Source organism: Phyllobacterium sp. SL163 (genome assembly GCF_049896885.1).
In the GTDB taxonomy this organism is placed as follows: Bacteria; Pseudomonadota; Alphaproteobacteria; order Rhizobiales; family Rhizobiaceae; genus Phyllobacterium; species Phyllobacterium calauticae.
Genome location: NZ_JAFCVE010000009.1, coordinates 224,109 through 247,806, shown reverse-complemented (window position 1 = coordinate 247,806; position 23,698 = coordinate 224,109). Strand labels below are relative to the sequence as shown.

Below are 23,698 nucleotides of genomic sequence, written 5' to 3'. Positions count from 1 at the left end.
TCTGCAATTCATTTCATCGCAGGCCCCAAGGGCATCAATGAGGCACTATGACTGACGACGGCTTTTTCCGTGAGGTAAATGAGGAACTCCGCTCCGACAAGATGCGGGCGTTTTGGAAGCGCTTTGGCGGCCTGCTGATTGGCGCTGCCGTGGCCCTTGTCGTCGGCACGGGTGTTTTCGCCTTCTATGAATACTGGACCGAAAAGCAGGCGTCGAAGTCCGGCGACCAGTTTCTGGCTGCGCTCAATCTTGTCCGGGACGGCAAGAATGATGAAGCGTTGAAGACGCTGGGTGAACTGGAAAAGACCGGTTACGGCGCTTATCCCGTGCTGGCACGCATGCGCGCTGCCGGCGTGCAAGCGCAAAAGGGTGACCCGGCGGCCGCAGTGGCTGCGTTTGACGAAGTTGCGGCGGATGCCTCTGTTCCCCAATCCCTCCGGGATCTGGCAAAACTGCGCGCTGCCCTGCTGCTTCTCGACACGGGCTCCTACGACGATGTTGCCAAACGCGTCGAATCTCTTTCGTCCGACGGCAATCCGATGCGCCATTCCGCGCGTGAGGCCCTTGGCCTTGCCGCATGGAAAGCTGGTCGCGGCGGTGATGCGGAAAAGCTGTTCAAGCAGATTTCCGATGATCAGGCCGCTCCCGCCAATATCCGCCAGTTTGCCGACACGATGCTCGACATGCTTCGCAGCACTGGCGCAGCACCCGCTGCTGCTGCCGGTTAACACAGGAATTTGAGTCTTTGAGTTTCACCCTCGCCATTATCGGCCGTCCGAATGTCGGTAAGTCCACCCTCTTCAACCGGCTTGTCGGCCGCAAGATCGCTTTGGTGGATGATCTGCCGGGCGTTACGCGCGACCGCCGTGTCCATGCCGCCAAACTCTACGATCTGAAGTTCGATGTCATCGATACCGCAGGTCTCGAGGAGGTCCCCAGCGATTCGCTGGAAGGCCGCATGCGTGCCCAGACGGAACTGGCCATCGGGGAGGCTGATCTCATCCTGTTCCTTGTCGATGCCAAGGCCGGTATCACGCCCACCGACGTAACCTTCGCCGACCTCGTCCGCCGTTCCGGCAAGCCGGTTATTCTGGTTGCCAACAAGGCCGAGGCGCGCGGTGCCGAATCCGGCATGTACGATTCCTATCAGCTGGGGCTGGGCGAACCTTGCCCTATTTCGGCCGAGCACGGGCAGGGCTTTCCTGATCTGCGCGACGCGATCGTCGAAATACTGGGAGAAGAGCGCGTTTTCCCGGATGAGTATGAGACGAAAGATCCCGAGAGCGACGCGGTTGCCGTCACCATTCCCGCCGTTGCCGGGCCGAAGGACGATCTGATCGGCGACGACATCGACGATCCGGATGCCGAAGACATCCCGGCCTATGATTCCAGCAAGCCGCTCCGCATCGCCATCGTCGGGCGCCCGAATGCCGGTAAATCGACGCTGGTCAACACGATGCTCGGTGAGGATCGGCTGCTGACCGGACCGGAAGCGGGGATCACGCGCGATTCCATTTCCGTCGACTGGGAGTGGAACGGCCGCAAGATCAAGCTGTTCGACACCGCAGGGCTGCGCCGCAAATCCCGTGTTCAGGGTAAGCTCGAAAAATTGTCCGTGGGCGATGCGCTGCGGGCCATTCGGTTTGCCGAGGTCGTCATTATCGTGCTTGATGCGACGATCCCCTTCGAAAAGCAGGATTTGCAGATCGCCGATCTGATCATCCGCGAGGGCCGCGCGCCGATCATCGCCTTCAACAAATGGGATCTGGTCGAAAACCGCCAGATGGTGCTGGCGGACCTGCGTGAGAAAACTGAACGGCTGCTGCCGCAGATTCGCGGTATCCGCGCCGTCCCGATCTCGGGTGAGCGCAACCAGGGCATCGACAAGCTGATGGCCGCCGTTGCCTCGACGGACGAGGTATGGAACCGCCGTATTTCCACCGGTCGCCTGAACCGCTGGATGGAAGGTGTGACGACGCATCACCCGCCGCCCGCCGTCGCCGGCCGCCGCCTCAAAATCAAATACATCACGCAGGTCAAAACCCGCCCGCCGGGCTTTGTCATCTCCTGCTCGCGGCCGGAAGCGTTCCCGACCTCCTATGTGCGCTATCTGACAAACGGACTGCGCGAGACGTTCGATATGCCGGGTGTTCCGCTGCGGCTGGTCCTGCGCACGTCGGACAATCCGTTTGCCGGACGGGCAAAAAAGAAGCGCTAAGACATCGCTCTACTACAAATCCTGCCGCCCTCGTGTTTTTGCACGGGGGCGGTTTGCATTTGCATGGGCCGTGAAACCAACCGGCTACGCTCTTTTGCGAGGGCTGTTAACTCTCCATCAAGGTTAATGCTTCATTTTTGCAACCAGTATTGTTCGGTTGTGAGTGGGGTATCGGCGTGCGTTTCTCTGAGTTTTCTAGGGCATTGAAGCCCCTGCGAAAGAATCGGACAAACAGGAATTTTATCGGTCCGGTGATTATCGGCACGGCCATCTATCTGTTCTCGCCCACGATCGTCGCCTATCAGGATATGGCCAGCATGCTGTCGGGTGCCGAATCCGGCAAGGGCCGCTGGACAGCCTATCTGGAAAAATCACCCGCCGGCTCCATCCAGAAAGCCAACATGTCCCTTGTCGATGACAAGGCCATCACATCGAGTGTTCCCGCCAGCGGCATCGACGTGCCGGGCATCGGTCCGATCGTTGTCAACGGCACCGGGAAATCACCCGGCGCGACACCCGATGAAGATCGCATCAACCGGGCCGAGAAGCAGGGCCGCATCGTTACCATCAGCAAGAAGGCGCCGCCCAAGGCGTTCAGTGCAGGTTCCATCCTCCAGCGATCGAGCATGCTGATCCGCCCGACCCATGGCGTCGAAGTCGAAATGGCTTTTGCCAAGCCGAAGATCGCCGGCAAGGAAATCCAGATCGCCCTGGCATTTCATAATCGCGCACCGGCCAAGGCCGATCCGCAGGTCTCGCCCATGCTGGCCAGCCTGATCACCAACAACACGCCGGATGTCCTGGCATTGGGTTATGCGCCGGCTGAGCCTGATTACGCGAAAACCTCGCCTTTCGACAACATTCTCAATGAGCCGAAACAGCCCGGGCGATTTGTCCCGCAGCTGGGAGCCGGCGATCATGCGTGGCTGGCATCGCCGCTGCCGCCGGTCGTTTTCACCAAGGAAGAACAGAAATGCCTGGCGACGGGCATTTACTTTGAGGCGAGAAGCGAAAGCCTGAAGGGACAGGCCGCCGTTGCGCAGGTCATTCTCAACCGCGTCCGCAACCCTGCCTATCCGAAGACCATTTGCGGGGTCGTCTACCAGAACGACGACTGGATCAACCGCTGTCAGTTCTCGTTCGCCTGTGAAGGACGCAAGCTGGTCGTGACGGAGCCGAAATACTGGAAAATGGCGCAGGAGATCGCGATGGCTGTTACGTCAGGGCGCATCTTCCTGCCGGAGGTCGGCTCGGCCACCCACTATCACGCCGTCTATGTCCGGCCCAACTGGGCGCACACCATGAAACGCGTCGACAAGATCGGCCAGCACGTTTTCTACCGCACCTATGGCGGTGGTTGGATTTGATGGCTCTTGGAAGCTGAGCGAAAACTGCTATATTGTTCTTGGAGTGAGGGACAGGCTTTCGCCCGCCCCTCCTTCCTGATTATGTGAATTGAACCCGGATTGTCAGCGACCAACTGGTCCGGGTTCTTTTCAATATCAGGGTGATGCTAAGTGGCAGTTTCCACACAGATCACCTCCAAGTTTGAGAGCAAGGCCATTGCTGTGGTCGGGAGGCCCATCGTCCCGATACACCGGTTGGCTCGGTGCTTTCTGCTTCACTCTCAAAACGTCACGAGCGTTATTTATTGTTTGGTTCGCTTTGTGCCGCAAGAAACGCTGGGTTGCGCCGGGGGCGGAATCGGCGATTGAAAAGTTGCATTGCCCCAGCCCTCAAGCGCCCTCGAATGGGGGTGTCGTCCACAGGATTCGCGCGCGATTTTTGCCCTCAGAGGTGAGACATAAAGTCATATTTACCTAAGGTATTGAAATTTCCCGCGAAAATTACCCTTGAGACTCCTGCTTCTGCGCCTTGACTAGCGCGGATCGTAACAATATGTTGCGCGCGACTTCGAAGCGGGGGTGAAGCCTCGCATTCAGCGTGTAAAGGACATGCCATTGGCCACGGGAAACAAGCCCGATCAGTCAGGTTCTGTCGGTAATACGCCGGATGCCGGAAAGCCGCTGACTTCGGATGAACTGGAAAGTCGCCGCCGCGATCTGGAAGCAAAACTGGCTTCAAAGGGCGTAGGCGGGAAGACCGGTTCGAAAGACGAGGGGACGGGGACCGCCTCCGGTGTCGCGCAGGCCATGAAACTGTCGAGCGAATTTATCGCTGGCGTTCTGGTTGGTGCGGGGTTGGGCTGGTTAGCTGACCGATTTTTGGGCACTTCACCCTGGGGGCTGATCATTCTGCTCCTTCTGGGTTTTTGTGCCGGAACGCTGAACATCCTGCGCTCCGCGGGACGTGTGGCGGAGAACCGCGGATTTGAGCTCGACAAGAGCGATGACCGTGAGAAACCGGAATAAGCCTGCGGGCATGGAACGATATAGACGAGGTTAGCGTGGCCAACGATCCGATCCATCAATTCCAGATTGCACGATGGATTCCCATTGATGTCGGTGGAATTGACCTGTCCTTCACCAATTCGTCCGCCTTCATGGTGGCGACGGTTGCGGTTGCTTCGGCGTTTCTCTACCTGACTTCTTCCAATCGTGGCCTTATCCCGACCCGTTTGCAGTCGGTTTCCGAGATGGCCTATGAGTTCGTGGCTTCAACGCTGCGTGATTCGGCCGGAACCTCGGGAATGAAATTCTTCCCGTTTGTCTTCTCGCTCTTCATGTTCGTGCTTGTCGCGAATATGCTCGGTATGTTCCCGTATTTCTATACGATTACCAGCCAGATCATCGTGACATTCGCGCTTGCGATCCTCGTGATCGGTACGGTTCTCGTTTATGGTTTCGCCAAGCACGGCTTCAAATTCCTTGGTGTTTTTGTGCCGTCCGGTGTTCCGGCGCCGCTGCTGCTTCTCGTGGTGCCAATTGAAATCATTTCTTTCCTTTCCCGCCCGATCAGCCTTTCAGTTCGTCTTTTCGCCAACATGCTTGCTGGCCACATCACGCTGAAAGTGTTTGCTGGTTTCGTGGTGTCGCTGAGTGCGCTCGGAGCTGCCGGTATTGGCGGCGCGATTCTGCCGCTCGCCATGACGGTCGCTTTGACCGGTCTCGAATTCCTGGTGGCTTTCCTGCAGGCCTACGTCTTCACCGTGCTGACATGCATGTACCTGAATGACGCAGTGCATCCTGGCGGTCACTGAGAACGAACTTCGCCGGCGGGGCTCCGCCAAACGCAATCGATCAATAACTATTCTATCCAAAGGAGTTTAACATGGATCCCGTAGCAGCAAAGTACATCGGTGCAGGTCTCGCCTGCTTTGGTATGGCCGGAACGGCCCTCGGCCTTGGCAACATTTTCGGCAGCTACCTCTCCGGTGCATTGCGCAACCCATCCGCAGCTGATGGCCAGTTCGGCCGTCTGGTATTCGGCTTCGCCGTTACTGAAGCTCTGGGCATCTTCTCGCTGCTCATCGCTCTTCTGCTTCTGTTCGCTGTTTAATCAGCAAGCAATTCATACTGGCTGCGCTCTGCGCGGCCAGTATAATATTTAAAGTCAGCAGATCGGGAAATGCCCGAACCAAGGGGACAACATATGTTTGTGTCTTCGGCTCATGCCGCATCCACAACCGCTCAGACCGAGACACCTGCGCATGCCGACACGGCTGCAACGGGTGGCGCGTCTGATGCCCATGCCACTGCGACCCACTCCGAAACGGGTGTGGCGCATAAAGGTGTTTTCCCGCCTTTCGACTCCAGCCATTTTGCTTCGCAGCTGCTCTGGCTGGCACTGACATTTGCATTTTTCTACCTGTTCCTGTCGCGTGTGGTTCTGCCACGTATCGGCGGCATCATCGAGACCCGCCGCGATCGCATCGCAACCGATCTCGATCAGGCTGCCCGCATGAAGCAGGAATCGGATGAGGCGCTCGCCGCCTATGAGCAGGAACTTGCCGAAGCCAAGAAAAAGGCCGGCAGCATTGCTCAGACCGCCCGTGATGAATCCAAGGCCAAGGCAGACGCTGAAACAGCGGAAATCTCTGCTGCCCTGGAAAAGAAGCTGGCTGAAGCCGAGGCAAGCATTGCGTCTATCAAAGACAAGGCAATGGCTGGCGTCGGTGCCATCGCCGAGGAAACGGCGGCGGAAATCGTCAAGAAGATCATCGGTGGAACTGTCGATACGGCAAGTGTTTCCGCTGCGGTCAAAGCCGTGCGCGGTTAAGGAGAAGCATGATGGACGCAACATTTTGGGCCCTGATTGCGCTGGTTATCTTCCTGGCGCTGATGGTTTACCTCAAGGTTCCGGGCGTTGTCGGCAAGTCGCTTGACGGCCGTGCCGAGCGTATCCGCGACGAGCTGGAAGAAGCCCGCCGCCTGCGTGAGGAAGCGCAGTCGCTGCTGGCCGAGTATCAGCGCAAGCGCAAGGAAGCCGAAAAGGAAGCTGGCGAGATCGTTGCCGCAGCTCAGCGCGAAGCCCATGCGATCATTGAGGAAACCAAGCAGAAGACGGAAGAGTACGTTGCGCGCCGCAACAAGCTTGCCGAGCAGAAGATCGCCCAGGCCGAGACCGAGGCCGTCAACGACGTTCGCGCTTCCGCAGTCGATATCGCTGTTGCCGCTGCTGGCCGTATCCTCAAGGACAAGGTTGACGCCAAGACATCGGCCGACCTGTTCAAATCTTCCTTGAGCGAAGTGAAGACCCGCCTGAACTGATTGAGGGCAAATGGAATTTGAGAAAGCCGCCGCAAGGCGGCTTTTTCTTTTGGGCGCGTGGCCCCGCCCTAAACGTCCCGGTTCTTCAGCGGTGCGAAACTGAAGCGGTGCAGGCCAACCACTGGTCCGTGGGTTAGCATCGCGCTGCGATGAAACGCTGTTCCGTAGCCCGCATGGGTCTCAAGTCCATAGGCCGGGTAGTGGCGGCCGGCCTGCGCCATCATCCGGTCGCGGCTGACCTTGGCGAGAATGGAGGCCGCGGCAATGGAGACCGAACGCTGGTCGCCCTTGATCATCGCCGTACCGGGGCAGGGAAGGCCGCGCGGCACATCCCGCCCGTCGATGAGCGCGTGGCCCGGCAGGATGGAAAGGCCGCAGGTGGCGCGGCGCATGGCCTCCAGCGCGGCTTTCAGAATATCTGTCGCATCGATTGCCGGCGCGGCGACACTGGCAATACCCGACGCCAGCGCTGTCTGCAAAATGATATCGAACAATTCCGCGCGCTTCCTGGCGGTCAGGCGTTTTGAATCGTCAAGACCATCGGGAATCCGCTCGGGATCAAGGATGACCGCCGCAGCGACAACAGGGCCTGCTAGTGGCCCGCGACCGGCTTCGTCGATCCCCACGACAAAAGGCACGCCATCGCGCATGAGCCGGCGCTCCGTCGCAAAATCGGGTTTGCCGGTATCGAGAGGAAGAAGCAGAGAATCAGAACGCAATCGGGCCATGTTGCGGCGAGACTCGCATTCGTTCTGATTCTCTGCAAGGCCCCGATGCGGATGGGGTAGGCATCGGGACTTCCGTCAGCGGGATGGGGGGCGCTCGACGGATTTTCAGAAACAGGTCGGAGACCCGTTTGATTGGTTAAAACAGCGACAACTGTTCGCTGCCTGCGGTTGGCACAAACAGGTCGGTGCGCAGACGGCGCTTGGCGAGATTGATGCCGAGGCGCTTGGCGGCGATTTCGAACCGGCGTCCGATCTGCCAGGCATAGGGACCGTCGCCGCGCATGCGCTTGCCCCATTCCGCATCGTAATCCTTGCCGCCGCGCATGGAGCGCACGAGGGAAAGAACATGGCGATACCGGTCCGGGTAGTTGCGCAGCAGCCATTCCTTGAAGATGGGACTGACCTCGAGCGGCAGGCGCAGGAGCACATAGCCGGCTTCGCGCGCACCCATGGCATACACGCTGTCAAGCACGCGCTCGATCTCGTGATCATTGAGACCCGGAATGATCGGGGCCACCAGGGTTCCCGTCGGAATGCCCGCGTCGGAGAGTGCACGCAGCGCTTGCAGCCGCCGCGTCGGGGTTGAGGCCCTCGGTTCCATCGTCCGGGCGAGCTTGCCGTCCAGCGTCGTGACAGAAAGGCAGACCTTGACAAGACCTTTCTCGGCCATGCGGGCGAGAATATCGATATCACGCATGATCAGCGCCGATTTGGTGACGATGCCGACTGGGTGCTGATGCTCTTCGAGCACCTGCAGAATCTCGCGCATGATGCGCCACTTCTTCTCGATCGGCTGATAGGGATCCGTATTGGTGCCGATAGCGATGGTCTTGGCGGTATAACCCGGTTTGGACAGTTCGCGGTCGAGCATCCTGGCGGCATCGGGCTTGGCAAACAGTTTCGATTCAAAATCGAGACCGGCTGACAGGCCCATATAGCTGTGGGTGGGCCGGGCGAAGCAATAGATGCAGCCATGCTCGCAACCGCGATAGGGATTGATCGAGCGATCGAATCCGACATCCGGCGAGTCATTGCGTGTGATGATGGTGCGCGGCTTCTCGATCTGCACTTCGGTCTTGAAGGCGGGCAAGTCCTCGATTGTCTCCCAGCCATCGTCAAAGACATGGCGCGTTTCCGGCTCGAAACGCCCGGATGGGTTCATGCCTGCGCCGCGTCCACGCCGGCGTCCATGGTCGATCCGCAACCCGGCTTCGTCGACCAGCACATTGGCATGTTCGGCCCGGCCTTGCCCGAAAGCGGCCTTGTCCGCCTGTACCATGATGTTCATTGACATTCTCCTTGAGACCGGAGCGAGACTGAGTCGCTCATACCGTCGCAACATGAATGTATTCCTAGCAAATTATGAGAACAAAGCAAGAACAATCTGCTGAAAAAGGATGATGGAAATTTCAATAATAATACTATAACTGAAATGAATGATTTCCGTCCTGATCGAAACCCGCAATGCCGATGAACCCTTGGCCAGAACGCTCGGCGGACTGGTGGGCGGAGCTGTCGAAGGTGTGTTGAGCGATGTCATCGTCATCGATCACGGCTCGACCGACCAGACCCACCGCGTGGCCGATGCGGCCGGGTGTATTTTCCTGCAGGACCAGACATTGATCGACGGTCTGCGCCGCGCGCGCAGCGACTGGATTTTGTTCATCGAACCCGGTGCGCGATTGATCGACGGCTGGATCGAGGCTGTCTCCCTTCATGTGGAACGCATGCAGGGCCCAGCCTGTTTCACCCGTTCCCACGCGCATCGGAAGCCGTTCTTCGCGCGGGTTTTCGCGCCCGGAAATCCTCTGGCCAATGGGCTGCTGATTTCAAAGCGTCAGGCGATGGCTTTGTCGGCTCCGGGCAAGAGTGCGGCGGACCTGGCGCGTGGTCTCGCCATGAAGCGTCTGCGGGCGGAGATTATTCCCGGCGCGGCGAAGTAACTGTCAGCCCCGTTTGAGATGTTCGTCCAGCCGGGGCATGATCTCGACGAAATTGCAGGGCATGTGGCGGTAGTCGAGCTGGAACTGGAGAATATTATCCCAGGCATCCTTGCAGGCGCCGGGTGAGCCCGGCAGCACGAAAACGAATGTTGCATTGACCACGCCGCCGGTTGCCCTGGACTGGATGGTCGACGTGCCGATCTTGTCGTACGAAATGCGGTGGAACACCTCGGAAAAGCCGTCCATGCGCTTTTCGAAGATCGGCTCCAGCGCTTCAGGCGTCACATCCCGGCCGGTAAAGCCCGTACCGCCTGTGGTGATGACCACGTCCACATCGGGGCTGTTCGACCAGGCAAGCACCTTGTCGCGTATCGCTTCGCGGTCATCGGTCACGATGGCGCGGTCCACCAGGCGGTGTCCTGCTGCCGTGATGCGGTCGGCCAGCGTCGTGCCGGATTTGTCGTCATCGAGCGTGCGCGTATCGGAAACAGTCAGCACGGCAATCCCGACGGGTACAAAGGGGCGTGTCTCGTCAATGCGGGCCAAGATCAGCTCCCTTCCATTGTGCTGCTGGTGGCGACGACAAACCACGCGGGCTGGCTTTGGCGCAACCGCATTGCGGCTGCATCAGCCGCCGCGTCATCGCTGTAGAGTGCAAAGCAGGTGCCGCCCGAGCCGGACATGCGCGCGAGCAACGGGTTGGTGTCCAGCAATGCCTGCATGCTGCCATTGATCGAGGGCGCAAGCTTTTGCGTGGCTGCGAAAAGATGGTTGTCCGTCTGCCGAAGATAGGTGCAAACTTCCGCAAGGCATGTCAGGGGAGGCAGCGCGGGCAAGGGAGGATTGTCGCGGCGGGTCAGCGCGGAAAAGACCTGCGGTGTCGACACCGTCACCCCATTGTTGACGAGGACCATGGGCAGGCGCGGAAAGGTTGCGATGCGCTCGATCTCTTCGCCGATGCCGCGTGCGATCAGCGCCTCGCCGTGCAGGCACATCGGCACGTCGGCACCCAGCGGCAGGCCGAGTGCGGCCAGGTCCGTCAGGCTGGCATCGATAGCCCAGAGGGCTGCCAGAGCGCGCAGGGCAGCAGCAGCATCGCTGGAGCCGCCGCCGATGCCGGAGGCGACAGGGAGATGTTTTTCCAGATGGATGGCGACGGGCGTTGCCTGCCTGCCATACCGCCGGCGCAGGGCGTCCCGCGCCCGCAGCACCAGGTTCGTATCGTCGGCGGGAAGCCCCATGCCGTAGGGACCGGACAGGGTGAAGGAATCCGCCGCCGCTTTCGTCACGCTCAACCGGTCGCCGAAACGGGCAAACACGACGAGACTGTCGAGCAGATGGTAGCCGTCGTCACGTCTGCCGGTTACATGCAACGCGAGATTGATCTTGGCCGGGGCGGTCAGGCTGATTGTATGGTCAGGACTGGCAAGCATGGACGCTCAGTCTTTGCGCAGGCGGTATTCACCGGTTTCGGGATCCTGGACCAGTGTTCCCTGTGCACGATTTTGTGCCTCTTTTTCGGCCTCGCGCACGCGCTGCGAGACGCGCTGTGCTTCCTTCTTGAACGAACGATAGCCGTAATAGGCGGCGGCGCCGACAAGAGCAAAAAAGATCAATTGTGGCATCGTCTGTAACCCTCAACTACCGATATCATTCCTGTCCGCATTCATAGCACGGAGTTCCGGCCTTGCCAAAAAATCCTGCGCCGGTTTACAGGCCGAAACGCGACCAGAGCGCCCGTTCCTCGGCTGCGTCCATCAGCCCATTGGCCAAACCGCTGCCAAGCCCTTCGATCTGCACGCTGGCGGATGGAATTCTGCGCCCGAACAGGCCGCGCGGCTGCGAGATCAGTTTTAGCTTGGTTTTGGGGCCATATTGCGACTGGAGATAGGAGCGCATGTCGCCAAGACCGTCGACCAGACCGAGTTCAACGCCGCGTGTTCCCGTCCAGAACTGGCCGGTGAAGAGATCGGCGCTGTCGCTCAGCTTGTCGCCGCGCCGTTCCTTGACCAGAGCGATGAAGGTGTCATGGATTTCCAGCTGCAACGCCTTCAGATGTTCGATATCAGCCTTGTTTTCCGGCTTGAAGGGGTCGAGCGTCGCCTTGTTCTTTCCTGCCGTATAGACGCGCCGTTCCACGCCGATCTTCTTGATCAGTTCCGTAAAGCCGAAACTTGCCGAGACAACGCCGATCGAGCCGACGATCGATGACGGATCGGCAATGATCTCGTCACCGGCAACGGCGATCATATAGCCGCCGGAGGCCGCGACGTCCTCGACGAAGACATAGACCTTCTTGTTCTTTTCGGCTGCCAGGTCACGGATGCGCCGGTAAATCAGCCGCGACTGTACCGGAGAACCGCCCGGCGAATTGACCGAAATCGCCACCGCTGGCGAATCCTTGTCGTCAAAGGCTTTTTCCAGAACCGATGCGACGGATGCAAGGGAAAGATTTTGCCGGAATTGACCACCGCCAGACATGATGGCGCCGTGCAGGCGAACCACCGGTATCTCCACGAAATCGGGGCGCCAGCGGCGCGGCAGCAATTTTCGGATCAATCGGGCCAATGCTTTCTCCTTTGATGCTTTCAGGTCATGCGCATGTAAGCGGTGCACATCAAATCACAATGGCACCGTGCGGAAAATGCTACAAAAGTGACGTCAGGCCATTGTTTATCGCCGTTGCACGCTCGGTAAAGCCGTTGCCGGTCTCATGATGCATGATCAGGGCAGGAGCAAGCGTAAGGCCGGCACGGCTGCCGCGAATTCCCCGGATGATGATACGGATGGCCGCGTCCTGTGGTCTTGGCTGCACCGGCACGATAATCAACCCGCCGAAGCGGCGCTGCAAGGCGTCGAGCAGTTCGGCTATCGAAGCCGGGCGGGCGATGATGGCCAGCGCGCCGCCGGGTTTGACGATGGCAGCGGCCGTGCGGATCCATTGCTCCATCATGCCGTCGGTCATGACATGGGCTTCCGCCTTCACCGGATCGGGCGTTGCGCGGTCGGTGGGCCGGTTGAAGGGCGGGTTCATGATCACGAAGTCAAAGCTATTGTCGGCAAGCCCTGCCGCAACCCGTGCCTTGCCGGTCAGGGTGACATCCGCCTGCACAAGTTCGGTACGGGCAGCGATGGCGGCATTTTCTGGCAGAGCGAGCGATCTGCGGGCAAAGTCGGCCATGAAATCGGAACGCTCGATCAAGACCGCCTTGGCCTTGCTGCAGCGCGCGAGCACGGCAAGGCCTGCCGCCCCGGCACCGGCGCCAAGGTCGGCGACACGACCGGAAAAATCATCGGGTACGGCGCTGGCAAGCACCATGGCGTCGACCCCCGACCGGTGCCCCTTCAGCGCGGGCTGGAGCAGGTGGAACCGGCCGCGATGGAATGCATCCAGCGTATGGGGCGTATCGGTCGATGGCATGGATCAGCCGCGCAGCTCGCGTTCGAGGCAGGCGTCTTTGAGCAACCGCCGGACTTCGTCCTCCCGGTTGGCATCGACCAGCACCCGGCGTGCGAGAATGCCGACGGAACCTTCAAGGACGCTCATGTTGGAATCGGCGATAAAGTGCCGGATGCCGGCATCCTTGAGCAGTGATTCGACAAAGGAGATGAGAACAGGATCGTTCGTACGCATGATTTCGATCATTGCCATTACCCATATGACTGGCCCGGAAGTGCCGTAAGTCCTGTAGCATATGTGTGGGCTTTATCACGAATTTGTAACCCCTGCCATTTTTGCGCGCCAATTCGCCGCTTGCGGGATATAGCCTGTCAAAATAAGGTGTCGCCGCATTATGCGAGAAGTTTAGGAGTTTCGTTTTGGGCGTTGTTGTCAGTCTGGACGATAAGAAGAGCAGCACGGGATCGGTGCAGCCGCTGATTGATCTTACCAAGGCCGACATGGCCCGTGTCAACGAACTGATCCTGTCGAAAGCAGGTTCGGACGTCGAGATGATTCCCGAAGTGGCGAACCATTTGATCTCGTCCGGCGGCAAACGCCTGCGCCCGATGATCACGCTCGCGGCTGCCCGCATGTTCGGTTACCAGGGTGATGGCCACGTCAAGCTCGCCACCAGCGTCGAGTTCATGCACACGGCAACCCTGCTGCACGACGACGTGGTTGACGAGAGCGACCTGCGCCGGGGCAAGAGCACGGCGCGCATGATCTGGGGCAATCAGGCCAGCGTTCTCGTCGGTGATTTCCTGCTCGGCCAGGCGTTCAAGATGATGGTGGATGTCGGCTCGCTCGAAGCGCTCGATGTGCTGGCAACCTCGGCTTCGGTCATTGCTGAAGGCGAAGTCATGCAGCTTGCGGCGGCAAAAAATCTTGAGACAACCGAAGATGAGTATCTGGCGGTGATCAAGGCCAAGACAGCCGCGCTGTTTTCCGCCGCGGCCGAAGTGGGGCCGATCATTGCATCCTCCTCGCGCACGGATCGCCAGGCACTGCGCTCCTATGGCCTCAATCTCGGTCTCGCATTCCAGCTGGTGGATGATGCGCTGGATTACGGCGGCAATGCCAAGGATCTCGGCAAGAACACCGGCGATGATTTCCGCGAAGGCAAGATTACCCTTCCGGTGGTTCTGATCTATCGTCGCGGCACGGCGGAAGAACGCATGTTCTGGAAGGAAGCGCTGGAGAACGGTGTCAACGATGACAAGGCGCTGGAAAAGGCCAAGGGCTTGATGACACGCTACGGCGCCCTCAGCGATACGATCCAGCGCGCCCGGCATTTTGGCGGCATTGCCCGCGATGCATTGGCCCCGCTCGATCAGTCGCCGCAGAAGGATGCCCTTCTGGAAGTCATCGACTTTTGCATCAGCCGGGTGAACTGATCCGTTGTGGATCGAACGCCTGCCAAGGCCTCTGGCAGGCAATTGCCTTTATACTTTCGATGAAACTTGAGAGTGGACCGTAAAAAGGCCATGCTTTTCCTGAGGATTCGGGCGATCATTTCATGATGACGACAATGAAGAGGGATTTTGTATATGCAGCGCAGTAAATTGCTTGGCTCCGTGATGGGCGCAACACTCGCTGCCTTGACCATCAGTGTCATTTCCGCACCGGCCGCGACCGGCAAAGATCTGGTAACTGCTGCGGGATCATTGTCCGGCGCCTTCCTCTCTGCCCGCACCGCTGAACGCAGCAATGATTTCGACAGCGCCATTTCCTTCTACCGGCAGGCTCTTGCCTATGATCCGAAGAACAAGGAACTGCGCCAGAGCCTCCTGCTGGTTCTCCTGACCGACGGTCAGTTCAAGGAAGCATTGCCGATTGCGCAGGAACTGAAATCGGTTCCGGAGATCGAACGCTTCTCGCGCCTGGCGCTTGGCATCGATGCCCTGAACAAGAAGCAGTACCAGAAGGTCGATACCCTGATGATGCTGTCGCTCCAGTCGGATCTCGACAGAATGATCACCGGTCTGATTTCGGCCTGGGCCAAGGCCGGGGCAGGCAAGCCCAATGAAGCGCTGGCCATGATCAGCAAGCTGAAGGGTCCGGATGGCTTTGCCCTGTTCAAGATCTACAATTCGGCGCTCATCGCCGACATGGCCGGACAGAAAGACAAGGCGGCAGCGTTCTATCAGAGCGCTCTCGAGGACCGCCCGAGCCTGGCTGCGGCGCCCGATACCTATGAGCGGCTGATCGAGGCCTATGCCTCGTTCAAAATGCGCAACGGTGACAAAGCCGGCGCGGAAACGCTGATCAAGGACGCATCGGAAGTGCTGTCCGGCCGCATGGTTCTGGTCGAATTCGGCAAGCAGCTTGCGTCCGGCAAAGCCGTCAAGCCACTCGTGGAGACCCCGCAGCAGGGCGCGGCGGAAGTGCTCTATACCTTGGCAACCGCGATCAATCGCAGTGGAGCGGAAGCTTTTTCCAAACTCTATCTGCAGATGTCGCTGCCGCTGCGCCCCGATCACGATGCAACCCTTTTCCAGATCGGTGACATCAGTGCCAAGCTGGAGCAGCCGGAAAAGGCCGTCGAATACTTCACGCGCATTCCTGCCGATTCCGCCTACAACCGCGATGCGGAAATGCAGATTGCCATCAATCTTGCCATCTTGAAGCGCCACGACGAGGCGATCACGCATTTGAACGGACTTCTGGCGGCCGATCCGAAGGATATCCGCACCTACCTTGCCATCGGCAGCATCTATGCGCAGGACAAGAACTACGCCAAAGCCGCCGAAACCTACGACAAGGCTGTTGCCGCGATCGAAAAGCCAGAACGCAACGACTGGATGATTTTCTACCAGCGCGGCATTGCCTATGAGCGGCTGAAGCAGTGGGACAAGGCAGAGCCGAATTTCACCAAGGCGCTTGAACTCTATCCGGATCAGCCGCAGGTGCAGAATTACCTCGGCTATTCCTGGATCGACATGAATATCAAGCTGGAGCAGGGGCTGGACCTGATCAAGAAGGCTGTCGCCTCCCGTCCGCAGGATGGTTATATCGTCGACTCGCTCGGCTGGGCCTATTACCGGATGGGCAATTATGCCGATGCTGTCATCCAGCTGGAGCAGGCGGTCAAGCTGCGTCCCGAAGACGCAACCATCAACGATCATCTGGGCGATGCCTATTGGCGTGCAGGGCGCAAGCTGGAAGCGACTTTCCAATGGGCCCACGCCCGCGATTCCAAGCCTGAGCCGGAAGATCTGGTCAAGATCGAGGAAAAGCTGAAGAACGGCCTTCCCGATGCAAAGGAACCGGGCGTTGCCAAGAATGGCGGCGATGCCCCGAAAGCACCGGAACCTCCAGCGCCGCAACCGGCTCCTGTCCCGGCTCCGGACAACAAGGGCTGATCATCATAAGAAACAAGGGTGCTGTTCGCGGCACCCTTGCCATGATTTCCGCTGCGGGTGCCTGCGAAAGCCATTGTCATGGCTTCCTTTCTCTTGACCGGCCAGACGGCACGCCTTAGGACGGGCACTCCATTTCCCGTCAAAAAGGCCTGACCGGTGACCGTCCCATTGCCCGATCATATGCATCCGACCCGTTCGTTCCAGGGTCTCATCCTGACGCTTCATAATTACTGGGCCCAGCATGGATGTGTCATCCTGCAGCCCTATGACATGGAAGTCGGCGCGGGTACGTTTCACCCGGCGACAACATTGCGTTCGCTCGGTCCCAAGCCGTGGAAGGCAGCCTATGTCCAGCCATCGCGCCGCCCCAAGGATGGCCGTTACGGCGAGAACCCCAACCGCTTGCAGCATTATTACCAGTATCAGGTGATCATGAAGCCATCGCCTGCCAACCTGCAGGAGCTTTACCTCGGCTCGCTGGCGGCCATCGGCCTTGATCCGCTGCTGCATGATGTGCGTTTCGTCGAGGATGACTGGGAAAGCCCGACGCTCGGCGCTTGGGGTCTGGGCTGGGAATGCTGGTGCGATGGCATGGAAGTGTCGCAGTTCACCTATTTCCAGCAGGTCTGCGGCATTGAATGCGCGCCCGTTTCCGGTGAGCTGACCTATGGTCTGGAGCGGCTTGCCATGTATATCCAGGGCGTCGACAGCATCTACGACCTGAATTTCAATGGCCTCGAGGGCGATGAAAAGGTCACCTATGGTGATGTGTTCCTGCAGGCGGAGCAGGAATATTCGCGTCACAATTTCGAACATGCCAACACATCGGTCCTGCTGCGGCATTTCGAGGATGCGGAAGCCGAATGCGCGGCGCTTCTGCGCGCGGGCGCACCCAAGGACGGCGACAACAGCCCGATGCACCGGATGGTCCTTCCGGCCTACGACCAGTGCATCAAGGCTTCCCATGCGTTCAACCTGCTCGACGCGCGCGGTGTGATCTCGGTGACGGAACGGCAGAGCTATATCCTGCGGGTCCGCAATCTCGCCCGGCAGTGTGGCGAGGCGTTCCTTTTGACCGAAGCCGGCGGCGTCAATTTCAAGAGTGAGTCCGTATAATGCCCGATCTTTTGCTCGAACTTCGCTCGGAAGAAATTCCCGCCCGCATGCAGCGCAAGGCGGCCGGCGATCTGAAAAAGCTCGTCACCGATGGCCTGGTCGAGGCTGGCCTCACCTATGAAGCGGCTGGTGACTACTGGACGCCGCGCCGTCTCACGCTCGATATTCGCGGCCTGACCGCACGGTCGAAAGACGTGCATGAGGATCGCAAGGGACCGAGCGTCAGCGCGCCGGAGGCAGCCATTGCAGGCTTTCTGCGTTCCGCCGGCCTGACGGATATTGCGCAGGCCCACGTGCACACCGATCCAAAAAAGGGTGATTTCTACGTTGCCCATCTGACCAAGCCGGGCCGGGGGGCAGAAGAAATCATCGCGGAACTCCTGCCAAAGATCATTCGCGAATTTCCATGGCCGAAATCCATGCGCTGGGGGGCAGCCTCGGCAAAGGCCGGCAGCCTGCGCTGGGTGCGTCCGCTTCAGTCGATCGTCTGCATGTTCGGCGGTGAGACCGAAGAACCGGTTGTCGTCGATTTCGAGGTGAGCGGCCTGCGTTCCGGCAATATCACCTATGGGCACCGGTTCCTGAGCGATGGCCAGCCGATCACCGTTCGCCGCTTTGACGATTATGTCGCCAAGCTGGAAAAGGCCAAGGTCGTGCTCGACGCCGATCGCCGCAAGGAGATCATTCTGGCGGATGCGCAGAATATCGCCTTTGCGTCGGGCCTTGAACTGGTCGAGGATGAGGGCCTGCTGGAAGAGGTGTCGGGTCTCGTCGAATGGCCCGTCGTGCTGATGGGCGAATTCGAGGGCAATTTCCTCGCCATCCCGCCGGAGGTCATACGTCTCACCATCAAGACGAACCAGAAGTGCTTTGTCACGCGCAAAGCCGGCGAGACGGACAAGCTCTCCAACAAGTTCATCCTGGTTTCCAACATCGTTGCCAGCGATGGCGGCAAGGAGATCGCCTACGGCAATGGCAAGGTCGTCCGCGCCCGTCTTTCCGACGCGCTCTACTTCTGGACGACCGATCAGCACGATCTGCCTGATATGGAAAAGCTCGCGGCTGCCGCCATCCGCTTCGATCTCGATCTGAAGAAGCCGCTCGATCAGCGCATGGCGCGGCTCGATGCCCTGAATGTAACCTTCCACGCCAAGCTCGGCACCCAGGGCGAACGCGTCACGCGGATCAAGGCGCTGGCACGCGATATCGCGCCGCTGGTCGGTGCCGACCCGGTACTGGCCGCCCGTGCGGCCGCACTGGCCAAGGCCGACCTTACGACGGAAATCGTCGGCGAGTTCCCGGAACTGCAGGGTGGCATGGGCCGCAAATATGCGCTGCTGCAGAACGAACATCCATCGGTCGCAGCCGCGATTGAAGAACATTACAAGCCGCAAGGGCCATCCGACTTTGTGCCGAGCGATGCGGTTTCCGTGGCTGTCGCGCTTGCCGACAAGCTCGATACGCTGGTCGGTTTCTGGGCCATCGACGAAAAGCCGACAGGCTCGAAAGACCCCTATGCCCTGCGCCGTGCGGCGCTTGGCGTCATCCGCCTGTTGCTGTCAAGCGACTGGCAGATCGCGCTTCTGCCGCTCTTCCAGGCCGCCTTTGCGCAGTTGCGCGAAGACGCCGTCGAAAAGCATGTCGAGCGCTACGAGGCGCAGCAGGCCGCTCAGAATTCCGGCGATGTCGATGGTGAGGAAGATGTCACCAATGCCATTTCCGGTTTTGAAAAGCGTTTGCGCGGCGAGGTGGCCGAGCATGCGCAGCCGGTTCTGCTGGACCTTCTGGCGTTCTTCCATGATCGCCTGAAAGTGCATCTGCGCGAACTCGGCGCACGGCATGACCTGATCGATGCGGTGCTGACGGACGGCGCCGATAATCTTCTGCTGATCGCTCGCCGCGTTGAAGCGCTGGTGGTCTATCTCAACTCGGAAGAGGGCAAGAACCTTCTGGCCGGTACCAAGCGTGCGGCCAATATTCTGAGCGCTGAGGAGAAGAAGGGTACGCTTGTCGCCGATACGGTTGACCCGGCGCTGCTTGCACTCGATGCGGAAAAGACGCTCTTTGCCGCGGTGAATCAGGCTGAGAAGGACGCGGCGCAAGCCATTCAAAAACAGGATTTTTCCGGCGCCATGATTGCACTGAGTGCTTTGCGTGAACCGGTTGATTCATTTTTTGAAGATGTGCTGGTTAATGACGAGAATCCGGCCGTTCGAGCCAATCGCCTGGCGCTGCTTGCCCGTATCCGCACAGCCACGAACACGGTCGCTGATTTCTCGAAAATTGCTGGATAATCAACGGGCAGGCGCGAAAACCTCGCGCTTGTCCGCTGGCGTTGCGCTGGCTTATTGCATGCTGGCGCGCAGCGGCGTCGCTTCGACTGCAAGCAATCCGCTGGCGGCGGCGGGTGCCGCTGGTGCCGGCGTTGCCGTGGTTTGCGCCGCCGGTGCTGCGTGTGCTGCCGGCAGTGTCGCTGCATTGGCGGTGGCGATAAAGGAGTCCGGTTTGGGGCCGTTGCCCTGAAGGCGGGCCATGTACTGGCGCGAGCGTTCGCGGCGTTCCAGATAGGCCTGAAGCTTGGCGGCTTCCGCCGCGCGCTGCTCGATGCAGGGCGTGCAGACAGGATTGCCATTGGCATCGAAACTGTCATAGCCGACAAAGGTGACCGAGTTTGGCCGTGCCGACGGGCCCTTGAGCTTGATGGATTCTCCGGCATGCGCAATGGCCGGTGCAATCAGGGCAGCAGCTATGATGGCAAGCAGATGGCGGAACATGTGGCTCTATCCTTGTTGACCGCCCATCTCTATCAGCCAAACCTTGCTAATTTTTACCACGGGTGGATTCAATTTTACGCATCACCTCATACGGTGAGTTCATCAGCGCAGGCTTGCGGCGAGCCCTGCCCATCGTGTAGGCAATGCGCACGATCGGAGAAGCGCCCTTGGCCGAGACAATAGCACCAGATGAACAGGCAATTCTGAAGGCGGCCCAGACGCTGGCTGCAGGCCAGCTTGTCGCCATTCCGACCGAGACAGTCTATGGCCTGGCGGCTGACGCCACCAATGGCGATGCCGTTGCCGGTATCTTCGAAGCGAAGGGCAGGCCGCATTTCAATCCGCTGATCTGCCATGTCTCGGATATCGCCATGGCGGAACGCTATGCGGTGATCGATCCATTGTCTCGCAAACTGATGGATGCGTTCTGGCCCGGTCCCCTGACACTGGTCCTGCCGTTGCGGCCCGACACCCATATTCATCCCCTGGTGGCCGCCGGTCTCGATACGGTGGCATTGCGCATGCCGCGCGGTATCGCCGGAAAGATCATCGCAGCGCTCGGTCATCCCCTGGCTGCACCCAGTGCCAACACGTCGGGCAGGATCAGCGGCACCAGTGCCCAGGCAGTCGCCGATGATCTCGGCAGCAAGATTGCCCTGATCCTCGATGCCGGACCGTCAGAGGTCGGATTGGAATCGACCATCGTCAAGGTGGACGGCGATGCGGTACTGCTGCTGCGGCCCGGCGGGCTTGCCGCCGAGGAGATCGAAGCTCTCATTGGTCAATCGCTGCGGCGCATGGACCAGCGTGCCGCGATCGAGGCGCCCGGCATGATGGCCTCGCACTACGCTCCTGCCGCCGGTGTCCGCCTCAATGTGCACGAGGTGCGGGATGGCGAGGCATTGCTGGCCTTCGGTCCGGACCGCGCTGCGGATGCCGATAGGGCGAGCGCGTGTCTCAACCTCAGCGAGACGGGCAATCTGCGTGAGGCCGCCACCAATCTTTTCGATTACATGAAGCGTCTCGACCGTCTCGGCGGTGCCGTCATTGCTGTCGAGCCGATCCCCTTCACCGGACTGGGCGAAGCCATCAATGACCGCCTTGTCCGCGCCGCCGCGCCGCGCGTGCCTCCCATAGAAGAGTTGGAACAGATCAAATGACCCTGACGCCAGACCTCGTTGCCCGTTTTACTGCCATCGTGGGTGAGAAAAACGCCTTGCATGACGCGCAGGACATTGAACCCTACCTGATCGAGCCGCGGGAAAAATTCGGCGGCAAGGCAGGGCTGGTTTTGCGGCCGTCCACCGTCGACGAGGTTTCGGCAATCCTCAAACTGGCGACTGAAACCGGTACGGCGATCGTGCCGCAGGGTGGCAATACCGGCCTTGTCGGCGGCCAGATGCCCGATGGGACAGGCCAGCAGGTCATCCTGTCACTGTCACGCCTGAACAAGATCCGCTCGGTCGAGCCCGCCGGCAATCTCATTATCGTCGAGGCCGGTGTCGTCCTGCAGAAATTGCAGGAAGCGGCAGAACAGGCCGGGCGCCTGTTTCCGCTTTCGCTGGGCTCGGAAGGCTCCTGCCAGATCGGCGGCAATCTCTCCTCCAATGCGGGTGGCACGGCGGTGCTGGCCTACGGCAACACGCGCGAACTCTGCCTTGGCGTCGAGGTGGTGCTGCCGACCGGCGAGATTCTCAACGATCTGCGCTACGTCAAGAAGGACAATACCGGCTACGACCTGAAGGATCTGTTTGTCGGCGCGGAAGGCACGCTTGGCGTCATTACTGCGGCCGTCATGAAGCTCTTCCCGCTGCCCAAGGGCAAGGGTGTTGCCTATGCCGGGCTGAACAGCCCCGAGGACGCCTTGAAACTTCTGGGGCTGGCGCAGAGCCATGCCGGTGCAGCGTTGACCGGCTTCGAATTGATGCCGCGTATCGGCGTCGAGTTTTCGGTGGCGCATACGGAAGGTGTGCGCGATCCGCTGCAGGGCGTGCACAACTGGTATGTGCTGATCGACATTTCCTCGTCGCGCTCCGCTGAAGATGCGCGCGAGACCATTGAGGCCATTCTGACGGAGGCTTTTGAGGCGGGACTGGTGGAAGACGCCACGATTGCCGACAGCACAGCGCAGGAAAAATCCTTCTGGCATATGCGCGAAGCCATGTCGATGGCGCAGAAGCCCGAGGGCGGCTCGATCAAACACGACATTTCCGTGCCCGTGGCCCGCATCCCGGAATTCATTGCCGAAGCCGATGCCGCCGTGCTCGCGATGATACCCGGTGCGCGCATCGTTTCCTTCGGTCATATGGGCGACGGCAATCTGCACTACAACATCACCCAGCCCATCGGTGCCGACAAGGAAGCGTTCCTTGCGCGCTGGGGCGAGGTGAATGCCCGCGTGCACGGGATCGTCCGCGCCTACAAGGGATCGATCTCCGCCGAGCACGGCATCGGCCAATTGAAGCGCAAGGAATTGTCGGAAACCAAGTCGCCGGTGGCACTCGATCTGATGCGCCGGATCAAGGCATCCTTCGATCCGGCCGGCATCATGAATCCCGGCAAGGTGATCTGAGCGCGCTGATTCATGGTTTTATTGATGGCGGGGAAGCGTTTCGATGCAAGTCGAGCTTCCCCGTCAGTCTTTTGTTTATCTCTCTTTTTGAAACCTTACCGATGGTCGAATTTCGATAACCATTCCCCGCGATGAGAAACGGTTAACCGCGTTCGTTAAGCGGAAGCGGGGGGATTGGCGCCTATTGTTTCCCCATACGAGACCAGAAAAAATTGGTCCGCTTCTACAGGGAAATACAAAAGAGAAGACCGGAAAACCGGCTCTCAGGATCGACAGAAGGCGTCACATGAAAAAAGCCGGAGCAAAGCCGGTTTGGGCAGGCCAGGAATTCCGGCTCGACCCATTCCACCTGCCACAGACCGTCACCTACGCCACGCGCGATGACCGGGGCGACATTACCTTCTCGCTGCATGAGCGCGGCGCGGTGGTCAAGCGCGTACTGCCGAACAGCAACCTGCCGGTCTCGCTGGCCCTGCCCGTCTGCGCCTTTCAGGGCGTGACGGCCCGTGCCGCCGAGGACGAGCTTGGCGACATCACCGTGACGCTCGAACTGATGCACAGCGATCCGCATCTTTCGGTGCCGCTGCTGGTCGCCCATGATCTCAATGATATCGCGGCGGACTGGCGGGCCTGGTCCAATCTGTTCAAGCTGCCGATGATGCTGGTCGAGGAAGACGGCGAAGCCCGCCATCTCGAGCAGAGCATCGGACCGGTTGCCGTGGGCGAACCCGTGGAACGCCGCCAGGGCCGCGAACCGCGCCGCCGCCGTCCGCGTTTTCTGGCTCGCCGCAAGATGGGCGATCTCGGACTGCGTCTCGTCGTCGGCGGTGAGGAAATCATCGCCTCCGGCAACCGCTGAACAATCGGCTTCAC

At 59.8% G+C, this 23,698-nt stretch carries 25 protein-coding genes; 16 read left to right on the top strand and 9 right to left on the bottom strand.

The annotated features are described in order from the left end of the window. Positions 1 to 47: 47 nt before the first annotated feature. The 8 genes from ACP7B1_RS20730 to ACP7B1_RS20695 all read left to right on the top strand — a co-directional run bounded on the left by ACP7B1_RS20730 (position 48) and on the right by ACP7B1_RS20695 (position 6,888). Positions 48 to 728, top strand: a complete 681-nt coding sequence (locus ACP7B1_RS20730; protein ID WP_223611588.1) for a tetratricopeptide repeat protein — start codon at positions 48 to 50, stop codon at positions 726 to 728. Positions 729 to 745: 17 nt separating this feature from the next. Then, on the top strand, positions 746 to 2,218 hold the full coding sequence (der, locus tag ACP7B1_RS20725) for a ribosome biogenesis GTPase Der (protein WP_223611587.1): 1,473 nt from the start codon (positions 746 to 748) through the stop codon (positions 2,216 to 2,218). Positions 2,219 to 2,469: 251 nt separating this feature from the next. Next, positions 2,470 to 3,585 (top strand): cell wall hydrolase, encoded by a 1,116-nt coding sequence (locus ACP7B1_RS20720; protein ID WP_223611586.1) that lies wholly within the window; start codon positions 2,470 to 2,472, stop codon positions 3,583 to 3,585. Between the two features lie 594 nt (positions 3,586 to 4,179). Then, positions 4,180 to 4,590 (top strand): AtpZ/AtpI family protein, encoded by a 411-nt coding sequence (locus tag ACP7B1_RS20715; RefSeq protein ID WP_223611585.1) that lies wholly within the window; start codon positions 4,180 to 4,182, stop codon positions 4,588 to 4,590. A gap of 35 nt (positions 4,591 to 4,625) precedes the next feature. Then, complete coding sequence (locus ACP7B1_RS20710) at positions 4,626 to 5,378, top strand: F0F1 ATP synthase subunit A (RefSeq protein WP_223611584.1); 753 nt, start codon at positions 4,626 to 4,628, stop codon at positions 5,376 to 5,378. Positions 5,379 to 5,449: 71 nt separating this feature from the next. Next, positions 5,450 to 5,677 carry a F0F1 ATP synthase subunit C gene (locus ACP7B1_RS20705; RefSeq protein ID WP_008125314.1) on the top strand — a complete coding sequence of 76 codons (228 nt, stop codon included), beginning with the start codon at positions 5,450 to 5,452 and terminating at the stop codon, positions 5,675 to 5,677. A 93-nt stretch (positions 5,678 to 5,770) separates the two neighbouring features. Next, a complete protein-coding gene (locus ACP7B1_RS20700; protein ID WP_223611583.1) occupies positions 5,771 to 6,397 on the top strand; it encodes a F0F1 ATP synthase subunit B in 627 nt (208 codons plus the stop codon). Between the two features lie 11 nt (positions 6,398 to 6,408). Continuing rightward, entirely contained in the window at positions 6,409 to 6,888 is a 480-nt protein-coding gene (locus tag ACP7B1_RS20695; RefSeq protein WP_223611582.1) for a F0F1 ATP synthase subunit B, read from the top strand. A 68-nt stretch (positions 6,889 to 6,956) separates the two neighbouring features. On the opposite strand, the gene ACP7B1_RS20690 is transcribed toward ACP7B1_RS20695, so the two are convergent. Together ACP7B1_RS20690 and ACP7B1_RS20685 are read right to left on the bottom strand one after the other, a co-directional pair. Beyond that, positions 6,957 to 7,616, bottom strand: coding sequence for a ribonuclease HII (locus ACP7B1_RS20690; RefSeq protein WP_346308340.1), 660 nt, complete (start codon positions 7,614 to 7,616; stop codon positions 6,957 to 6,959). Positions 7,617 to 7,752: 136 nt separating this feature from the next. After that, on the bottom strand, positions 7,753 to 8,904 hold the full coding sequence (locus ACP7B1_RS20685) for a PA0069 family radical SAM protein (RefSeq protein ID WP_346308339.1): 1,152 nt from the start codon (positions 8,902 to 8,904) through the stop codon (positions 7,753 to 7,755). Positions 8,905 to 9,052: 148 nt separating this feature from the next. Between ACP7B1_RS20685 and ACP7B1_RS20680 the strand changes: the two genes are divergently transcribed. Beyond that, a complete protein-coding gene (locus tag ACP7B1_RS20680; RefSeq protein WP_346308338.1) occupies positions 9,053 to 9,559 on the top strand; it encodes a glycosyl transferase family 2 in 507 nt (168 codons plus the stop codon). A 3-nt stretch (positions 9,560 to 9,562) separates the two neighbouring features. On the opposite strand, the gene moaB is transcribed toward ACP7B1_RS20680, so the two are convergent. The 6 genes from moaB to ACP7B1_RS20650 all read right to left on the bottom strand — a co-directional run bounded on the left by moaB (position 9,563) and on the right by ACP7B1_RS20650 (position 13,205). Then, positions 9,563 to 10,105, bottom strand: a complete 543-nt coding sequence (gene moaB, locus ACP7B1_RS20675) for a molybdenum cofactor biosynthesis protein B (RefSeq protein ID WP_346308337.1) — start codon at positions 10,103 to 10,105, stop codon at positions 9,563 to 9,565. Between the two features lie 2 nt (positions 10,106 to 10,107). Further along, positions 10,108 to 10,992, bottom strand: coding sequence for a 4-(cytidine 5'-diphospho)-2-C-methyl-D-erythritol kinase (locus ACP7B1_RS20670; protein ID WP_426137226.1), 885 nt, complete (start codon positions 10,990 to 10,992; stop codon positions 10,108 to 10,110). 6 nt (positions 10,993 to 10,998) lie between these two features. Beyond that, a complete protein-coding gene (locus tag ACP7B1_RS20665; RefSeq protein ID WP_091880998.1) occupies positions 10,999 to 11,184 on the bottom strand; it encodes a hypothetical protein in 186 nt (61 codons plus the stop codon). 85 nt (positions 11,185 to 11,269) lie between these two features. Continuing rightward, complete coding sequence (locus ACP7B1_RS20660; RefSeq protein ID WP_346305769.1) at positions 11,270 to 12,127, bottom strand: S49 family peptidase; 858 nt, start codon at positions 12,125 to 12,127, stop codon at positions 11,270 to 11,272. A 79-nt stretch (positions 12,128 to 12,206) separates the two neighbouring features. Next, the gene (locus ACP7B1_RS20655) at positions 12,207 to 12,980 is read right to left on the bottom strand and encodes a methyltransferase (protein ID WP_346305768.1); all 774 of its coding nucleotides are present in this window, start codon (positions 12,978 to 12,980) and stop codon (positions 12,207 to 12,209) included. Positions 12,981 to 12,983: 3 nt separating this feature from the next. Further along, complete coding sequence (locus ACP7B1_RS20650; protein WP_117282345.1) at positions 12,984 to 13,205, bottom strand: DUF2007 domain-containing protein; 222 nt, start codon at positions 13,203 to 13,205, stop codon at positions 12,984 to 12,986. A gap of 173 nt (positions 13,206 to 13,378) precedes the next feature. Between ACP7B1_RS20650 and ACP7B1_RS20645 the strand changes: the two genes are divergently transcribed. The 4 genes from ACP7B1_RS20645 (at position 13,379) to glyS (ending at position 19,773) form a co-directional block, all read left to right on the top strand. Further along, positions 13,379 to 14,395 (top strand): polyprenyl synthetase family protein, encoded by a 1,017-nt coding sequence (locus ACP7B1_RS20645; protein ID WP_346305767.1) that lies wholly within the window; start codon positions 13,379 to 13,381, stop codon positions 14,393 to 14,395. A gap of 153 nt (positions 14,396 to 14,548) precedes the next feature. Then, on the top strand, positions 14,549 to 16,363 hold the full coding sequence (locus ACP7B1_RS20640) for a tetratricopeptide repeat protein (protein WP_346305766.1): 1,815 nt from the start codon (positions 14,549 to 14,551) through the stop codon (positions 16,361 to 16,363). 180 nt (positions 16,364 to 16,543) lie between these two features. Then, on the top strand, positions 16,544 to 17,479 hold the full coding sequence (locus ACP7B1_RS20635) for a glycine--tRNA ligase subunit alpha (protein WP_223612383.1): 936 nt from the start codon (positions 16,544 to 16,546) through the stop codon (positions 17,477 to 17,479). Continuing rightward, positions 17,479 to 19,773: a glycine--tRNA ligase subunit beta gene (glyS, locus tag ACP7B1_RS20630; RefSeq protein WP_346305765.1), complete on the top strand. Its 2,295-nt coding sequence runs from the start codon at positions 17,479 to 17,481 to the stop codon at positions 19,771 to 19,773. Before ACP7B1_RS20635 ends, glyS begins: the two co-directional genes overlap by 1 nt. Positions 19,774 to 19,824: 51 nt before the next feature. Here the strand turns inward: glyS and ACP7B1_RS20625 are convergent, their stop codons facing one another. Then, positions 19,825 to 20,253, bottom strand: coding sequence for a hypothetical protein (locus tag ACP7B1_RS20625; RefSeq protein ID WP_346305764.1), 429 nt, complete (start codon positions 20,251 to 20,253; stop codon positions 19,825 to 19,827). A gap of 167 nt (positions 20,254 to 20,420) precedes the next feature. Between ACP7B1_RS20625 and ACP7B1_RS20620 the strand changes: the two genes are divergently transcribed. The 3 genes from ACP7B1_RS20620 (at position 20,421) to ACP7B1_RS20610 (ending at position 23,684) form a co-directional block, all read left to right on the top strand. Further along, entirely contained in the window at positions 20,421 to 21,413 is a 993-nt protein-coding gene (locus tag ACP7B1_RS20620) for an L-threonylcarbamoyladenylate synthase (RefSeq protein ID WP_346305763.1), read from the top strand. Next, complete coding sequence (locus tag ACP7B1_RS20615) at positions 21,410 to 22,825, top strand: FAD-binding oxidoreductase (protein WP_426137225.1); 1,416 nt, start codon at positions 21,410 to 21,412, stop codon at positions 22,823 to 22,825. Before ACP7B1_RS20620 ends, ACP7B1_RS20615 begins: the two co-directional genes overlap by 4 nt. Before the next feature lie 286 nt (positions 22,826 to 23,111). Further along, complete coding sequence (locus ACP7B1_RS20610) at positions 23,112 to 23,684, top strand: DUF6101 family protein (protein ID WP_346305761.1); 573 nt, start codon at positions 23,112 to 23,114, stop codon at positions 23,682 to 23,684. Positions 23,685 to 23,698: the final 14 nt, after the last annotated feature.

What these genes read in the sequence shown, in the direction of transcription:
- ACP7B1_RS20730 (WP_223611588.1), top strand. Translation starts at nt 48, where the DNA reads ATGACTGACGACGGCTTTTTCCGTGAGGTAAATGAGGAACTCCGCTCC.
- ACP7B1_RS20685 (WP_346308339.1), bottom strand. Translation starts at nt 8,904, where the DNA reads ATGAACATCATGGTACAGGCGGACAAGGCCGCTTTCGGGCAAGGCCGG.
- ACP7B1_RS20640 (WP_346305766.1), top strand. Translation starts at nt 14,549, where the DNA reads ATGCAGCGCAGTAAATTGCTTGGCTCCGTGATGGGCGCAACACTCGCT.
- ACP7B1_RS20690 (WP_346308340.1), bottom strand. Translation starts at nt 7,616, where the DNA reads ATGGCCCGATTGCGTTCTGATTCTCTGCTTCTTCCTCTCGATACCGGC.
- ACP7B1_RS20705 (WP_008125314.1), top strand. Translation starts at nt 5,450, where the DNA reads ATGGATCCCGTAGCAGCAAAGTACATCGGTGCAGGTCTCGCCTGCTTT.
- ACP7B1_RS20625 (WP_346305764.1), bottom strand. Translation starts at nt 20,253, where the DNA reads ATGTTCCGCCATCTGCTTGCCATCATAGCTGCTGCCCTGATTGCACCG.
- ACP7B1_RS20635 (WP_223612383.1), top strand. Translation starts at nt 16,544, where the DNA reads ATGCATCCGACCCGTTCGTTCCAGGGTCTCATCCTGACGCTTCATAAT.
- ACP7B1_RS20615 (WP_426137225.1), top strand. Translation starts at nt 21,410, where the DNA reads ATGACCCTGACGCCAGACCTCGTTGCCCGTTTTACTGCCATCGTGGGT.
- ACP7B1_RS20650 (WP_117282345.1), bottom strand. Translation starts at nt 13,205, where the DNA reads ATGATCGAAATCATGCGTACGAACGATCCTGTTCTCATCTCCTTTGTC.
- ACP7B1_RS20680 (WP_346308338.1), top strand. Translation starts at nt 9,053, where the DNA reads ATGATTTCCGTCCTGATCGAAACCCGCAATGCCGATGAACCCTTGGCC.
- ACP7B1_RS20695 (WP_223611582.1), top strand. Translation starts at nt 6,409, where the DNA reads ATGGACGCAACATTTTGGGCCCTGATTGCGCTGGTTATCTTCCTGGCG.
- glyS (WP_346305765.1), top strand. Translation starts at nt 17,479, where the DNA reads ATGCCCGATCTTTTGCTCGAACTTCGCTCGGAAGAAATTCCCGCCCGC.
- ACP7B1_RS20610 (WP_346305761.1), top strand. Translation starts at nt 23,112, where the DNA reads ATGAAAAAAGCCGGAGCAAAGCCGGTTTGGGCAGGCCAGGAATTCCGG.
- ACP7B1_RS20700 (WP_223611583.1), top strand. Translation starts at nt 5,771, where the DNA reads ATGTTTGTGTCTTCGGCTCATGCCGCATCCACAACCGCTCAGACCGAG.
- ACP7B1_RS20655 (WP_346305768.1), bottom strand. Translation starts at nt 12,980, where the DNA reads ATGCCATCGACCGATACGCCCCATACGCTGGATGCATTCCATCGCGGC.
- ACP7B1_RS20665 (WP_091880998.1), bottom strand. Translation starts at nt 11,184, where the DNA reads ATGCCACAATTGATCTTTTTTGCTCTTGTCGGCGCCGCCGCCTATTAC.
- ACP7B1_RS20670 (WP_426137226.1), bottom strand. Translation starts at nt 10,992, where the DNA reads ATGCTTGCCAGTCCTGACCATACAATCAGCCTGACCGCCCCGGCCAAG.